Raw genomic sequence first — 13,991 nt, 5'->3', positions numbered from 1 at the left:
TATGGAAAACGTGCAGAGAGAAGAATATCGGCCGGAGTTCAGCCTCACGGCGGAAGGGCGGGATATTACTGCGCTGATGCGTGAGAACCTGGTGGAAATCAGGCTGACGGATAATGGTGGCGCCACGGCAAAGGCTGACGAACTGCAGATCACCATTTTGTCGGAAACCATGGCGCTCCCTAACAAGGGCGCTCGCCTGCGGCTAGGGCTGGGGTTTAACGGGGTATTGCAGGACAAGGGATGGTTTGTTGTCAGCGGTATTTCCAGCAGCGGCCCGCCGCGCAAAATCGTTATTTATGCCACGGCAGCGCCGATGAACGCCCAGCGCCAGCCCGGTGACGTGCTGAACCAGAAAAGTCGCAGCTGGGACGACGTGAACCTGGGCGACATTGTGAAGACTGTCGCCAGTGACAACGGGTTGATCCCCAAAGTGGCCGGCTCACTGGCAGATATCGCGGTCGGGCACCTCGATCAGGTCAATGAATCGGATGCAGCGTTAATGACTCGGCTGGCCAGTCGTTTTAATGCGATCAGTAAGCCGTCCGGCGGCTATTGGCTGTTTCTCCAGCAGGGGGAATCGTTAAGCGTCGGCGGGAAGCCGCTGGCCAGCGTAACGATTTTAAAGGAAGAGGTGTCGGAGTGGAGTTATACCGATGGCCAGCAGCGCGGCGCAACGACTGGACCCGGTAAAAAAGGTGAGGGCGGGAAGAAGGGCAAAATCAGTGTTTCGTACTTTGACCCGGAAGACGGGCGAACGAAAACGCAATCACTCGAACATGATGGTCCGTCACAATCCCACCCATTCACCCAGCCGACCAAAACCGCCGCCAACCACAGCGCGCAATCCAGAAAAACGCAGGTAAGCCGCAATGAGCGCCGCATGACGCTCAGCGGGCCGTGCCGGCCGGCACATATTCCACTGACGGCAGAGAGCCGGGTTATTACCCAGGGCTTCGGCACGGTGGAGGATCGGAGCTGGTTAATCGAATCGTTGGTGTTTTCTCTCACCTCCCAGGGAATGTCGTTCGCGTTCAATTTGGCGACGGATATCAAGCCGCCAAAAGGGAAGGGCGGGAAAAAATCGGGGAAAAAGAAAGATGATGGTATTGGCTATTTTGATAAAACATAACGGGAGTCTGCAGCATGGTTAGCAGGTTAAAGCAAAAGGTGGTCAGTGACCCCATCGGTGTCGATAAGGAAATGAAAATATCGGAACTTCCTTCGGCTGAGAATTCGTTAATTGATGACCTTCTTGTTATTTCTCAAAGCGACGGTGATGGTTTGTTGCGAACCAAAAAAATATTAATGTCATTACTTATTAAGTCGCTGGTTTCTGATCGCTCCGGTAATCTCGTCAGTCTTGTAGACGGTTTTAAACTTTTTGCCGACAAGTCTGTTTTGGACGGATTGACGGAAAGGGCTGAGGATGCCGCAGGAAGGGCGGAGAATACTGCTGACGCCAACACGTATTACATCACCCCTGATGATCCTGATGGAACGATTGCCGGCCTTGCCGGTACGCCTTTCGGGAAAAGCTTCCGCGTCGGCCAGGGGGAAGGGAAAGGTTTTAAATATTATATGAACCTGAATGGCACCGCACTGGAGTTTGCAAGTGCAGCCGGTGCCAGTGATGTTGAGAATGCCATTGACTTTGCGAGAAAATCATTATCACAGAGTGGTGAGGTAGATAAGCGCACGCAGGGGTATGGCGTTGAAAAAAAGGTCTATGACACAGAGGGTGTATTAGTCGGGGGCGGTTTTTTTGCTGCGAACGGTGTGTCACCGATTAACTATACAGAAAATGGTGACGTCAATATTACCGGCGTACAGTTTAAAAATCTTGGCAACCATCATGAATATGATTGGGCGCAGACAGATAAAAAGAACGTGCCGTATATCGGCGGTTCGAAAATGGGCGGTGTCATCATTGGCCGGGTTGAGATTGTTGAAATTCCGGGGCCACCAGGCGTTGTGTTTGTCGATAAAGGTTATGTCCCTTATGCCTGTGATCCAGGGTATGAAACCGATCTGGATATTCCCGTGATTGGCTCTACCCCCCGAAGCCTGATATTCCACCGGTGCCGTTCCGGCCGTATGACTACATGGGGGTGCGCAGTGAGGGGCAGTCGTTGTCTCTTGGTGCCGCGAACCCCAACGATGACCCACAGCCTGTCAGCACAGAACAGCGCTATGGGAACAAGGGATTCAGCACCAATAACAACAGCGGGATGACCGACACGGACACACTGGTGCCACTGGTGGAAAAGCGTTACCAACCGTCAGAGGGAACCTGGCCGGCGGCGGAAACCCCTGTTACCGGCGCGACGCATAAGCTGGTGGAAATGATCCAGGCAGAAACAGGGCTACCCTTTGACCATCAGGCCAGCGCCTATATCGGTTCTGCGCCCGGCACTGGCGGTCAGCCTATCAAGAACCTGATTAAAGGCACTGCAGCCTATAGCCGCATGATCGCCCACGTTACCAACAGTCTACGCCTGGCCGCTGACGAAGGAAGAACGTTTGCTGAACTGGCAGTTGTGTGGATGCAGGGCGAATCAGATTATCGCGATCAGACGTCGCGCGCTGACTATCTCGCTATTTACCTGCAGTACATCGCCGATTCGCTGGCGGACAAAAAGGCGATCACCGGCCAGCTGTTTGATCCCATTTTTATCAGCTACCAACTCAGCACGCACCGTGCGTACCGTCGCCGGGACCCGCTGATCGCATTGGCACTGCGTGACGCCGCGATGTTGGGTAAAACGGAAATCGCGTATCCCGGTTACATCGGTGATTACTACGCATCAGACCACATCCACGGCATGCCCGAGACGTACTACATGTTCTCCCAGTATACGGGCCGCATGATTTACAAAAAGCGGCGTGACATGCTGCAGGGCGTTACGCGCATGCATCGTCTGGACGTGATCGATGAAATCCGCCAGGGCATCTTCACTATGCTCTATTTCAACGTACCGACCCCGCCACTGGTTTTCGATACAGACTGGGTGGCGCCGGCGGAAAACATGGGGTTCTACATCCGGGATAAGGGATCGCTTGATGTCATCGACATTATTACTGCTGTCGATATTGCCGGTCATGACCGTGTGCGGATCACGACCTCACGGCCACTGCGCGATAGCGAAATCGTCACTTACGGATGGGGCAAGGCAGGTGATCCGCTGACGAACGGCAGAACGACGGGGCCGCGCGGCAACCTGCGCGATAGCGAAGGGGATTTACCGGGCGAAAGCTACACAGACAGCGCAGGTGTTTTGCGCAAACTGCACAACTGGTGCGTAATTTTTTAAGTAAGGTAACGAAATGACAACGATTATTCGCAATCTGGATATGGAAATTAAGAACCCAACATTACCACCGCTGTTTGAGCCGTTTGCCACGGTGTCGGGCCTGATGGCTGGATGGCGTTTTGGGGATGGTTTCTCCGATCTGTCTGGTAACGGACACACGTTAAAGGCTGTCGGTACGCCAGTATTTAACACGTTCTTTGTGACTGGCGATAAAGACAACGGCTTTATTACCGATGTACCGGACGGACTGCAGCGCACCATGATTGCGGTGTACCGCCAGGCTGCTGATGTGAATACGTTCGGTTACCCCGTAGGGAACATTGTGCAGTCGGCCTCGGCAAACGGGGAAGGCATTGCCATTACGGATGTATCAGTGGACGCACTTCGCCGGCGTTCATTGAGTATTGGCGGTAAAGCTTATAATGAAAAACTGTATGGTACGGCGGCGGGGCCTTCTGAGGCGACTTCAAGCCGTAACAACTTTGTATTTACTGCTGTCACTGTTGATGGCGCAGGTAACCAGGGCGGCTTATATGTACCTTCTGCCAGCGCTGACATTATCCCGGCAACACTCGCCGAAGGCGCGAATCTGGCCGAACGTTCGGTGACGGAAAAGGAGGCGGAAAGCTTCTATCGCATTATCACCTGGCGCAATCCAAACTTACCACCGGTGCCACCTTCAAGTCCCAATACAGGACTGGCTGTTGCTGAAGTGTTGATTTATGACCGGGTGTTATCTTTGGATGAGCTGAAGGTTCAATACGGCCGTTCTCAGCGTTACTTCAAAAACACGTATGGTGTGGTCGTTTAGTGATGGGCGCCGGGAGATATCTCCCGGCTATTAGTCATTTTCGATGCCAGTCCCACTCTGCATGCACCCAGATGGCTAACATCACGAAGTTATAGATGAACATGACCTCGGGCCAGCGGGTGAACCCAGAGATAAGGGAAAGCGCAGACACAGCGGCGCCGAGTCGAACGAATGCTTTTATGAAGGTATTCATGCTGTTCCTGCCGTTAATAAAAAGCCCATGCGGTGCAGGCATGGGCGCAGTGAGGGGATTCCCTGGTGCTGTTGTAGTTGGTATGTGCTCAATGATTACACGATTTGTATGTAAAATAACAATTGGTTGTATAGATCGGTTTTTAGGTATCGATCGTTTAAATCGATCAAGTTGTATAGATGAGTGTATTGCAGGCAAAAAAAAGCCCGGACACGACACCGGGGCTATCAGGTAGGTATATGCGGGCTATAGCTGCCCTTGCTAAAAAGCATAGACGGGTATGATAAACCGTCAATACAGCCATCAACTGATCACTGCGAGGACTTGAAAGTTTAAACGCTGACCCTATCTAGGATCTGCTGCCCCATCGCCGGCCTCGTAGTGTTCGTGTGGGTTGAACATCGGCAGGGGCAGCATCTCAACAAGGAAGTGGAGCTATTCTTTTGGGGTTTTTGAGGCAGGGAAAAGACCTCTAATTACACCAAGGAAAGCAGCAAAAACATTAAGCGTAACTGCAGAAGTAATTGCTATTAGCACGTTATCTGAGAATAGTTCTTTGTCGAACCTAAACTTAAATGCGGCATAAATCGCTAACAGCCAGCACCACCCATAGAGGCTCTTACGAGCAACTTTATAGGCTTTGTCTCCAAATTTAACTCTTAGGGCCCTGTCAGCCTGTCGGTCTAAAACGTCTTCGTTGATAAGCGATGGGTGCTTTTGAGATTTAGGCTCAGGGCTTATCGGGGAAGAAGAGTCGGGAACCCAGTCCGGTATATCCTCTGGCCTGGGTTTTCCCTTTCCAATATCATCTATTGATGCAGACATTAAGCTAGCCCTACTGAATCCGTTCTTTCATTAGGTCATTAGATATCACTGAACCTTCTTCTCTGGTCTCACTCCAAGCCGTTCCTGGCTGATGTGTGAGGTAAGAAAGCTGTGTTGCTCTAAGGGAGCCGTAAACGCTGCAAATTTTATCTAGAAGCTCGTTCGTTCTTTGATCGCTTGCTGGAACAGTTGGAGTTACCACACTCTGTGTCCACCCATTGCTCTCAAGGTTGCTTATTAATGCATTGATACTATTGTATTTATAATGCTTTACTTCATGATAAAGCGATGGGATTACGGGACCATATGGCCACTTCGCAAAGAAGTCATCTACAAGTGGTTCATTGTAAATCTTCAGATGCCAAGATTGGGCATAAAACATGAGCTTCTGTAGTTTCATAGGGTCCAAATCAGGTAGTTGTCCCCTCATCGCCCTCTCAATGAAGGCGTTAGCAACAGCAATGGTTGGGTATGCCATCTGAGCCTCCTTTGGTATTTATTTAGACAAAATAAACCTAATCCAAAAGCTGGTACTCTCGGATAAAGGCTGTATGAATTTACAGTTATTCTTGTTAAGAACAATGATATCACAGTGCGTGCTTAAATGCAGAACTTAAAAATTATTAAAATCACATAGTTACGATAATGATTGTTTTTATTAACATGGATTTTTGATATGTCAACCACTTTGTAAAGAGGTTGCTCTTACTTACCCCTGGCTGCCTGCAGTTGGTCAAATTTCTCATGCAGCGATTTCGGGTATAGCTCTGTGTATACCTGCCAGAGAATGTTCAGGTTCTTATGCCCCGTCACTTGCGCTACTTCTTCTATACTAAACCCCGCCTCAAATAAACGGCTCGCAGCCTCGCGCCGCATATCGTGATATCTCAAATCTTTTATACCCAGCTTATTTCTGACGGCTTGGAAGCCAGAGCTAACTGATTTTGAGTTGTAAGGGAATATCAGGTCACCTTTCTTCGGTTGTGCCTGCAGTATCGTCCATGCGTCGCCGAGCAACGGAACGATCATGTGATTGCCGGTTTTCTTGCGGGGGTCTTTTCTGTCGCGAACCAGAACTGCGCGCTGTTCGTTGTTTACGTCGTCCCAGCGCAGTCGGCAAACCTCGCCGATTCGCATGCACGAAAGGATAGAAAAATTGAGAATGTCAACGTATGGGATAATTGCCTGTCGCTTCTGCGATCGTTTCGCCAGCTCCCCAAGAAGCCTATCCAGCTCATCGGATGCCGGCCGGCGATTGCGTCGCTTTGATTTACCTACTAAGCCCATGTTTAGCGCCAACGGCCTGGCATCAGCAGCAGGGTTACGCGCGTAGTCTATGCCGTATATTGGTTTTGCGCTTGATAGCACTGATGATAGATAGCTGAGGTCGTGTGCCACTGTTGCGGGTCCGGCTCCGGCGGCCGCTCTGTCACGGCAATGTTCAATAATGTGGTGTTCCTGCAGGTCATGCAATTTTACGTTTGCTATATCGCAATCAACCAGCATATTCAGGACGTAAGTTTTTGTTCTCCCTGCGCGGCCACCTAGTGCCGGATCGTTGATGTACTTCCTGAGCAGCTCACCAACCGTAATTTCATCTGATTTTTCTTCCCCCGGCACCCCTTCGGCTTCAATCTTGGCTACCCTTCCGGCACCCCACGTTTTCGCGAGCTGGTGGCGCCCGAATGTCTGGCTCTCCCTGTAGATGTATTTGCCGCCTTGCTTTACGCCAACAGTGCAGCGATAGCGCATTGTCCCGTCGGCGCGCTGTCGCTTTTCTATGCTATAGTATGCCATCGATAATCCTTTGTCTGTTCCGGGTCCCCATTTGAATGGGGTGCTGTATGGGGTGCTGACAAAGTGAAAATATACTATTTGGTTACCGAATGCACCAGAATAAAACAGAATTGAATGTAGGCGCAGCGGGCGCCACACCCGATATAGCGCGTGAACTCCCGCCGCACCGCTTTTCCATCGCGCCGATGCTCGACTGGACCGACCGTCATTGCCGTTACTTCCACCGCCTGCTGACCAAGGAAACGCTGCTGTACACCGAGATGGTGACCACCGGCGCGATTATCCACGGCAAGGGCGACTACCTGGCTTACAGCGAAGAAGAGCATCCGGTGGCGCTGCAGCTGGGCGGCAGCGATCCGGCGGCGCTGGCGCACTGCGCCAAATTGGCTGAACAGCGCGGCTATGACGAGATCAACCTCAACGTCGGCTGCCCGTCCGACCGGGTGCAGAACGGCATGTTCGGCGCCTGCCTGATGGGCCAGGCGACGCTGGTCGCCGACTGCATCAAGGCGATGCGCGATGCGGTGTCGATCCCGGTCACGGTCAAGACGCGCATCGGCATCGACGAGCAGGACAGCTATGAGTTCCTGTGCGATTTCATTGCCACCGTCGCCGGCCGCGGCGAATGCGACATGTTCACCATCCATGCGCGCAAGGCCTGGCTCTCTGGCCTCAGCCCGAAAGAGAACCGCGAAGTGCCGCCGCTGGACTACCCGCGGGTGTACCGGCTGAAGCGCGACTTCCCGGCGCTGACCATCGCCATCAACGGCGGCGTGAAGACGCTGGAAGAGGCGCGGCAGCACCTGCAGCACCTGGACGGCGTGATGATGGGCCGCGAGGCTTACCAGAACCCGGGCATTTTGGCGCGGGTCGACAGCGAACTGTTCGGCGCGCGGAGCGAAGTGCAGGACAGCGTGGCGATTATCGAATCGCTGTACCCGTACATCGAGCGCGAGCTGTCCAACGGCACCTATCTGGGCCATATCACCCGCCATATCCTCGGCCTGTTCCAGGGCGTGCCGGGCGCGCGCCAGTGGCGTCGCCACCTGAGCGAGAACGCCCACAAGCCGGGTGCCGACGTGCGGGTAGTGGAAGCGGCGCTGGATCTGGTGCGCCTGCCGCGTACCGAGGTGGCATAACCCCTAAAGAATTTGACTAACAGTTAGTCTTTCTCGCCAGGCATTCAGCGTCTTGCTGTATGCCTATCCAAATATTTCAATGAGTTATATTTTACGCCGTTCTGGCACGCTTCTTGTAATAACTCAGCAGATACGTTGCGTTGCGAAGGAGCAATCATGTTAGAACTCTTCTTTCTCGTTGGCTTTGTGGTGATGCTGATGGTGACCGGCATTTCGCTGCTGGGCGTGTTGGCCGCGCTGTTGGCGGCGGCGGCCTTCATGCTGCTTGGCGGGCTGTTCGCTATGGTTTTCAAGCTGCTGCCCTGGCTGATCCTGGCGGTGGTGGGCGTGTGGATCTACCGTTCGATGCAGAAGTCCCCGATCAGGCGCTACTGATTTTTGTCTAACAATCAGACAGTCACGATGAAATTCAGGTAACGGCGGCATGACTAATGCGGCGGCGATCACAGCTTGGCAGTTTTAACCGCGCGGGTGGCACATAAAGCGTGTTTTTTGCGTTGGGGGGCTGTTAGGATAATCGCCGATGCAGTGATGCGACCGATTTCATCACCGCGAGAGACAATCCAATAATAGCGTTGCCGAAGCAACCCCCTGTCTCTGGCGGACTCTGCTCTACCCCTACAAAGCGCAGTAACAGAAAGGGCTCCTTACGGAGCCCTTTTCTTTTGGCGGCAATCAGGGGATCAACAGGCTGGAGCCGCTGGTGCTGCGGCTTTCCAGCACCTGGTGCGCGCGTTGCGCGTCGGCCAGCGCGAATTTCTGCTGTTCCTTCACTTCCACCTTGATGGCGCCGCTGCCGATCAGCGAGAACAGCTCATTGCTGGCGTACTGCAGCTCGGCGCGGTTGGTGATATAGCCGTTGAGGGAAGGACGGGTGACGTACAGCGAGCCTTTCTGGTTCAACAGCGCCAGATCGACGCCGGTCACCGGGCCGGAGGCGTTGCCGAAGCTGACCATCAGGCCGCGGCGCTTGAGGCTGTTGAGCGAGGCCTGCCAGGTGCTTTTCCCTACCGAGTCGTACACCACGCCGACTTTCTCGCCCTGCGTCAGCTCGGCCACTCGCTGGGCGATATCTTCCTTATGGTAGTTGATGGTCGCCCAGGCGCCGGCCTGTTTGGCGAGCGCGGCCTTTTCGTCCGAGCCGACGCTGCCGATCAAGCGGGCGCCGAGCGCCTTGGCCCACTGGCAGGCGATCAGCCCGACGCCGCCGGCCGCGGCATGGAACAGGAACACTTCGCCCGGCTGCACTTCGTGAGTCTGGCGCAGCAGATAGTGCACCGTCAGCCCTTTCAGGAAGGCGGCGGCGCCCTGCTCAAAGCTCAGGTTGTGCGGCAAGAGCGCCACTTTTTCCTCCGGCACGTTGTGGATCTCGCTGTAGGCGCCGAGCGCCGACTGGGCGTACACCACCCGGTCGCCCGGTTTTACCGCGCTGACGCCGGCGCCGACCTTGACCACCACGCCGGCGGCCTCGGTGCCCAGCCCGCTCGGCAGGCTGGCGGGGGCGTACAGGCCGCTGCGCACGTAGGTGTCGATGTAGTTGATGCCGATCGCCTTATTCTCGACCTGCACCTCGCCGGCTGCCGGATCGCGCGGCGTGAAATCAACGTATTGCAGCACTTCCGGCCCGCCGGTGGCGGAGAATTGAATGCGCTTTGCCATGTCGTTACCTCGTTGGAGTGTCTGATTTCACCCTATTCTTTTTAGTATCGGAGATCCAGTTCGCCCGCGCCGGGTTCAATACCTTTTTTGCATCGGTTATGCCGCGGGAATCACGAATAAAAATCACGTATACTCTCGCGTCAGGATCCTTCATTCGCAACCGGATAAAGAATACGCTTCATGGCAGGAAAAAAACCAACCAACAGAACCAACGCTGACGAAGCCAGAGAACGGCCACGAGATCGCCAGATGGAAGGGCTGAAGATGCCGCCGCATTCGCTGGAGGCCGAGCAGTCGGTGTTGGGCGGTTTGATGCTGGACAACGAACGCTGGGATAACGTGGCCGAACGCGTGGTCGCCAACGACTTCTTCAGCCGTCCGCACCGCCTGATCTTTACCGAGATGCAGCGGCTGCTGGAAATGAGCAAGCCCATAGATCTGATCACCCTGTCCGAATCGCTGGAGCAGAAGGGCGAGCTGGATTCGGTCGGCGGCTTCGCCTATCTGGCCGAGCTGTCGAAAAACACCCCGAGCGCCGCCAACATCGGCGCCTATGCCGACATCGTGCGCGAACGCGCGGTGGTGCGCGAGATGATCTCGGTGGCCAACGAGATCGCCGACGCCGGTTACGATCCGCAGGGGCGCAGCAGCGAAGACTTGCTCGATCTGGCGGAGTCGCGGGTTTTCCAGATTGCCGAAAACCGCGCCAGCAAGGACGAAGGCCCGAAGGGCATCGAACGCATCCTGGAAGACACCGTTTCGCGCATCGAACAGCTGTATCAGCAGCCGCACGACGGCGTGACGGGGGTGGATACCGGCTATCAGGACCTCAACAAGAAAACCGCCGGCCTGCAAAAATCCGACCTGATCATCGTCGCCGCCCGCCCGTCGATGGGTAAAACCACCTTCGCCATGAACCTGTGCGAACATGCGGCGATGACGCAGGAAAAGCCGGTGCTGATCTTCAGCCTCGAGATGCCCGGCAACCAGATCATGATGCGTATGCTGGCGTCGCTGTCGCGCGTCGATCAGACGCGCATCCGTACCGGCCAGCTCGATGACGAGGACTGGGCGCGTATTTCCAGCACCATGGGCATCCTGCTGGAGAAGCGCAACATGTACATCGACGACTCCTCCGGCCTGACGCCAACCGAAGTGCGTTCCCGCGCGCGCCGCATTTTCCGCGAACACGACGGCCTCAGCCTGATCATGATCGACTACCTGCAGCTGATGCGCGTGCCGGCCTTGTCCGACAACCGTACGCTGGAGATCGCCGAAATTTCCCGTTCGCTGAAGGCGCTGGCGAAAGAGCTGCAGGTGCCGGTGGTGGCGCTGTCGCAGCTGAACCGTAGCCTGGAGCAGCGCGCCGATAAGCGCCCGGTCAACTCCGACCTGCGTGAGTCCGGCTCGATCGAGCAGGACGCCGACCTGATCATGTTCATCTACCGTGACGAGGTTTATCACGAGAACAGCGATCTGAAAGGCATCGCTGAAATTATTTTGGGTAAGCAGCGTAATGGCCCGATCGGCACCGTGCGCCTTACCTTTAACGGCCAGTGGTCGCGCTTCGACAACTACGCGGGGCCGCAATACGATGACGAATAACCCGTTAAGGAACTGAAATGAAAGCGGCAACCGCTGTAATCGACCGCCGCGCTCTGCGACACAATCTGCAACAGGTGCGCCGCCAGGCGCCGCAAAGCCGCCTGATTGCCGTTGTGAAAGCAAACGCTTATGGACACGGCCTGCTGGAAACGGCCCATACCCTGCAAGACGCCGACTGCTACGGCGTGGCGCGCATCGGCGAAGCGCTGATGCTGCGCTCCGGCGGCATCGTCAAACCGATCCTGCTGCTGGAAGGCTTCTTCTCCGCCGAGGACCTGCCGGTGCTGGTGGCGAACAACATCGACACCGCGGTGCACAGCATCGAACAGCTGGAAGCGCTGGAGCGGGCCGAACTGGCGCGCCCGGTGCCGGTGTGGATGAAGCTGGATACCGGCATGCATCGCCTGGGCGTGCGCCCCGAGCAGGCGGAGGCGTTTTACCGGCGCCTGTGCGCCTGCCGCAACGTGGCGCAGCCGGTCAACATCATGAGCCACTTCAGCCGCGCCGACGAGCCGGAGTCTGACGCTACCCTGAAACAAATCGCCTGCTTCGAACAGTTTGCCCGCGGCAAGCCGGGGCAGCGCTCGATCGCCGCTTCCGGCGGCACCCTGCTGTGGCCGGACGCGCATAACGAGTGGGTGCGTCCGGGTATTATTCTGTATGGCGTTTCGCCGCTGGAGAGCGCCAGCGGCAGCCAGTACCGGCTGCAGCCTGCGATGACGCTGAAGTCCAGCCTGATTGCGGTGCGCGAGCACCAGGCCGGCGAGTCGGTCGGTTACGGCGGCACCTGGGTGAGCCAGCGCGACACCCGATTGGGGGTGGTGGCGATGGGCTATGGCGACGGCTATCCGCGCAGCGCGCCAACCGGCACGCCGGTGTGGCTGAACGGGCGCGAAGTGCCGATCGTCGGGCGGGTGTCGATGGACATGATCTCGGTCGATCTCGGGCCGGACGCCGGCGACAAGGTCGGCGATGAGGCGGTGCTGTGGGGCAGAGAGCTGCCGGTCGAGCGCATCGCCGCCTGTACCGGCATCAGCGCCTACGAACTGATCACCAAGCTGACGCAGCGCGTGGCGATGGAATACATCGGCGATTGAGCCGCCGCCGGGGCCGGTTTGCGCCGGCCCCGCTCATCACGGCGTCACTTGTTCGCCGCCAGCCATTTATCGATAATTTTCTGATACTCGCCGGTCGCCTTGGCCAGGTGCAGCCACTGATCCACATACAGTTTCCAGCTCAAATCGTCGCGCGGCAGCATGTAGGCCTTCTCGCCGTATTGCATCGGCTTCTTGGGGTTGACCGCGCACAGCTTCGGATAACGTTTCTGCTGATACAGCGCCTCGGAGGCGTCGGTGATCATCACGTCCGCCTTGCGGTCCACCAGCTGTTGGAAAATACCGACGTTATCGTGGGTCAGCGTCAGCTTGGCTTTCGGCAGATAGGCGTGCACAAAGGCTTCGTTGGTGCCGCCCGCCGGCTCCAGCAGGCGCACCGACGGCCTGTTGATCTGCTCGATAGTGCGGTATTTCTTCACGTCGGTGCAGCGCACCAGCGGGATCTTGCCGTCGGTATCCAGCTTGTCGGCGAAGAACACCTGCTTTTGCCGCTCCAGCGTTACCGAGATGCCGCCCATGGCGATGTCGCACTTGCCGGAGACGAAGTCCGGGGTCAGGGTTTTCCAGCTGGTTTTCACCCACTTCACCTTGGCGCCCAGGCTTTTGGCCAGCGATTCGGCCATGTCGATATCGATGCCCCGGTAGCTGCCGTCCTCCTGCAGGAAGGTGTAGGGCTTGTAGTCGCCGGTGGTGCAGACTTCCAGCGTTTTTTGCTGCACCACCTTGTCCAGATGGGATTGGGCGCTGGCGCTCCCGGCGGCGACCAGCAGAGCGAGAGGGAGTAGCTTTTTCATCAGGCTTCCTTTTTATACATTCGTGGTTTTATGCGTTACTTAGCCGTTAATTGTTGTTTGCTTGCATGAATTACCCGTCTTTTATGCCATTAACCGGCGAAAATGCCCGGCGTTGCTGCTGTACGCGGCGTAAGCGCCACGGTGTGATGCCGGCAACGGCAAAAAAACTGATAGGCTGTAACGTCAACATTTATTAACACAGTTTACAGGTGGCTATGTACAACATTGACGATTTTGATATGAAAATCCTGACGCTGTTACAGGCCAACGGCCGTCTGACCAATCAGGAGCTGAGCGAGCTGGTGGGGTTGTCGGCTTCGCAATGTTCGCGGCGGCGCATCAGCCTGGAGCAGGCGCAGCTGATCCGCGGCTACCATGCGCGCCTGGCGCCGGAAGCGGTCGGGCTGGGCCTGGTGGGGCTGATCGAGGTCAGCCTGATCACCCACGCGCAGGAGCAGATCGACAGTTTTCATCAGATGCTGGAAGAGGTGGACGCGGTCCTTGACGCCTACAAAACCACCGGCGACGCCGACTACCTGCTGAAGGTGGCGGTGGCGGATCTGCCGGCGCTGAGCGATTTCATCAGCCAGACGCTGTCGCAGCACAAAAGCGTGGCGCATATCAAAACGGCGGTGGTGCTGAACAGGATCAAGGAAAACGGTTTGTTGCCGGTGGCGAGATAAAGCTAAAACCGCAGGCGGTTTTGCGTCTATATTAGGAACGTAACGCTGTGCCCAAACCA

General features: G+C 56.0%; 15 protein-coding genes. 9 read left to right on the top strand and 6 right to left on the bottom strand.

The window, feature by feature from the left end; genetic code table 11:
- The first annotated feature begins 1 nt into the window (after position 1).
- From D7I37_RS04620 to D7I37_RS04610, 4 genes are read left to right on the top strand one after another with little or no spacing between them, the layout of a single operon-like run.
- Positions 2-1,129: a contractile injection system protein, VgrG/Pvc8 family gene (locus tag D7I37_RS04620; RefSeq protein WP_129543372.1), complete on the top strand. Its 1,128-nt coding sequence runs from the start codon at positions 2-4 to the stop codon at positions 1,127-1,129.
- Between the two features lie 14 nt (positions 1,130-1,143).
- Entirely contained in the window at positions 1,144-2,232 is a 1,089-nt protein-coding gene (locus D7I37_RS26960) for a hypothetical protein (RefSeq protein WP_165283068.1), read from the top strand.
- Positions 2,130-3,311 (top strand): sialate O-acetylesterase, encoded by a 1,182-nt coding sequence (locus D7I37_RS04615; protein ID WP_165283087.1) that lies wholly within the window; start codon positions 2,130-2,132, stop codon positions 3,309-3,311. The genes D7I37_RS26960 and D7I37_RS04615 overlap by 103 nt, the downstream gene beginning before the upstream one ends.
- Positions 3,312-3,324: 13 nt before the next feature.
- Positions 3,325-4,122: a hypothetical protein gene (locus D7I37_RS04610; protein ID WP_129543370.1), complete on the top strand. Its 798-nt coding sequence runs from the start codon at positions 3,325-3,327 to the stop codon at positions 4,120-4,122.
- A gap of 34 nt (positions 4,123-4,156) precedes the next feature.
- Here D7I37_RS04610 and D7I37_RS26955 read toward each other — a convergent pair whose 3' ends face one another.
- The 4 genes from D7I37_RS26955 to D7I37_RS04595 form a co-directional block, all read right to left on the bottom strand.
- Positions 4,157-4,315, bottom strand: coding sequence for a hypothetical protein (locus tag D7I37_RS26955; protein WP_165283086.1), 159 nt, complete (start codon positions 4,313-4,315; stop codon positions 4,157-4,159).
- A 435-nt stretch (positions 4,316-4,750) separates the two neighbouring features.
- A complete protein-coding gene (locus D7I37_RS04605) occupies positions 4,751-5,140 on the bottom strand; it encodes a hypothetical protein (protein ID WP_129543369.1) in 390 nt (129 codons plus the stop codon).
- Between the two features lie 10 nt (positions 5,141-5,150).
- A complete protein-coding gene (locus D7I37_RS04600; protein WP_129543368.1) occupies positions 5,151-5,618 on the bottom strand; it encodes a Panacea domain-containing protein in 468 nt (155 codons plus the stop codon).
- 227 nt (positions 5,619-5,845) lie between these two features.
- A complete protein-coding gene (locus tag D7I37_RS04595; RefSeq protein WP_129543367.1) occupies positions 5,846-6,937 on the bottom strand; it encodes a site-specific integrase in 1,092 nt (363 codons plus the stop codon).
- Between the two features lie 89 nt (positions 6,938-7,026).
- On the opposite strand from D7I37_RS04595, the gene dusA reads away from it, so the two are divergent.
- Both dusA and pspG read left to right on the top strand, forming a co-directional pair.
- Complete coding sequence (gene dusA, locus D7I37_RS04590) at positions 7,027-8,076, top strand: tRNA dihydrouridine(20/20a) synthase DusA (RefSeq protein ID WP_256369327.1); 1,050 nt, start codon at positions 7,027-7,029, stop codon at positions 8,074-8,076.
- 156 nt (positions 8,077-8,232) lie between these two features.
- A complete protein-coding gene (gene pspG, locus D7I37_RS04585; RefSeq protein ID WP_061799180.1) occupies positions 8,233-8,451 on the top strand; it encodes an envelope stress response protein PspG in 219 nt (72 codons plus the stop codon).
- A 300-nt stretch (positions 8,452-8,751) separates the two neighbouring features.
- On the opposite strand, the gene D7I37_RS04580 is transcribed toward pspG, so the two are convergent.
- On the bottom strand, positions 8,752-9,735 hold the full coding sequence (locus D7I37_RS04580; protein WP_061799179.1) for a quinone oxidoreductase: 984 nt from the start codon (positions 9,733-9,735) through the stop codon (positions 8,752-8,754).
- A 180-nt stretch (positions 9,736-9,915) separates the two neighbouring features.
- Between D7I37_RS04580 and dnaB the strand changes: the two genes are divergently transcribed.
- Together dnaB and alr are read left to right on the top strand one after the other, a co-directional pair.
- Positions 9,916-11,340 (top strand): replicative DNA helicase, encoded by a 1,425-nt coding sequence (gene dnaB, locus D7I37_RS04575; RefSeq protein ID WP_061799178.1) that lies wholly within the window; start codon positions 9,916-9,918, stop codon positions 11,338-11,340.
- A 17-nt stretch (positions 11,341-11,357) separates the two neighbouring features.
- Positions 11,358-12,437, top strand: coding sequence for an alanine racemase (gene alr, locus D7I37_RS04570; RefSeq protein ID WP_095099495.1), 1,080 nt, complete (start codon positions 11,358-11,360; stop codon positions 12,435-12,437).
- 44 nt (positions 12,438-12,481) lie between these two features.
- Here the strand turns inward: alr and D7I37_RS04565 are convergent, their stop codons facing one another.
- Positions 12,482-13,249, bottom strand: a complete 768-nt coding sequence (locus D7I37_RS04565) for a transporter substrate-binding domain-containing protein (protein ID WP_061799176.1) — start codon at positions 13,247-13,249, stop codon at positions 12,482-12,484.
- A gap of 215 nt (positions 13,250-13,464) precedes the next feature.
- On the opposite strand from D7I37_RS04565, the gene D7I37_RS04560 reads away from it, so the two are divergent.
- Entirely contained in the window at positions 13,465-13,932 is a 468-nt protein-coding gene (locus D7I37_RS04560) for an Lrp/AsnC family transcriptional regulator (RefSeq protein ID WP_061799174.1), read from the top strand.
- Positions 13,933-13,991 lie beyond the last annotated feature (59 nt).

The organism is Serratia sp. 1D1416 (assembly GCF_003641105.1).
Lineage (GTDB): Bacteria > Pseudomonadota > Gammaproteobacteria > Enterobacterales > Enterobacteriaceae > Serratia > Serratia ficaria.
The sequence above is the reverse complement of the archived record's forward strand: the minus strand, read 5'-3'. Positions and strand labels throughout refer to the sequence as shown.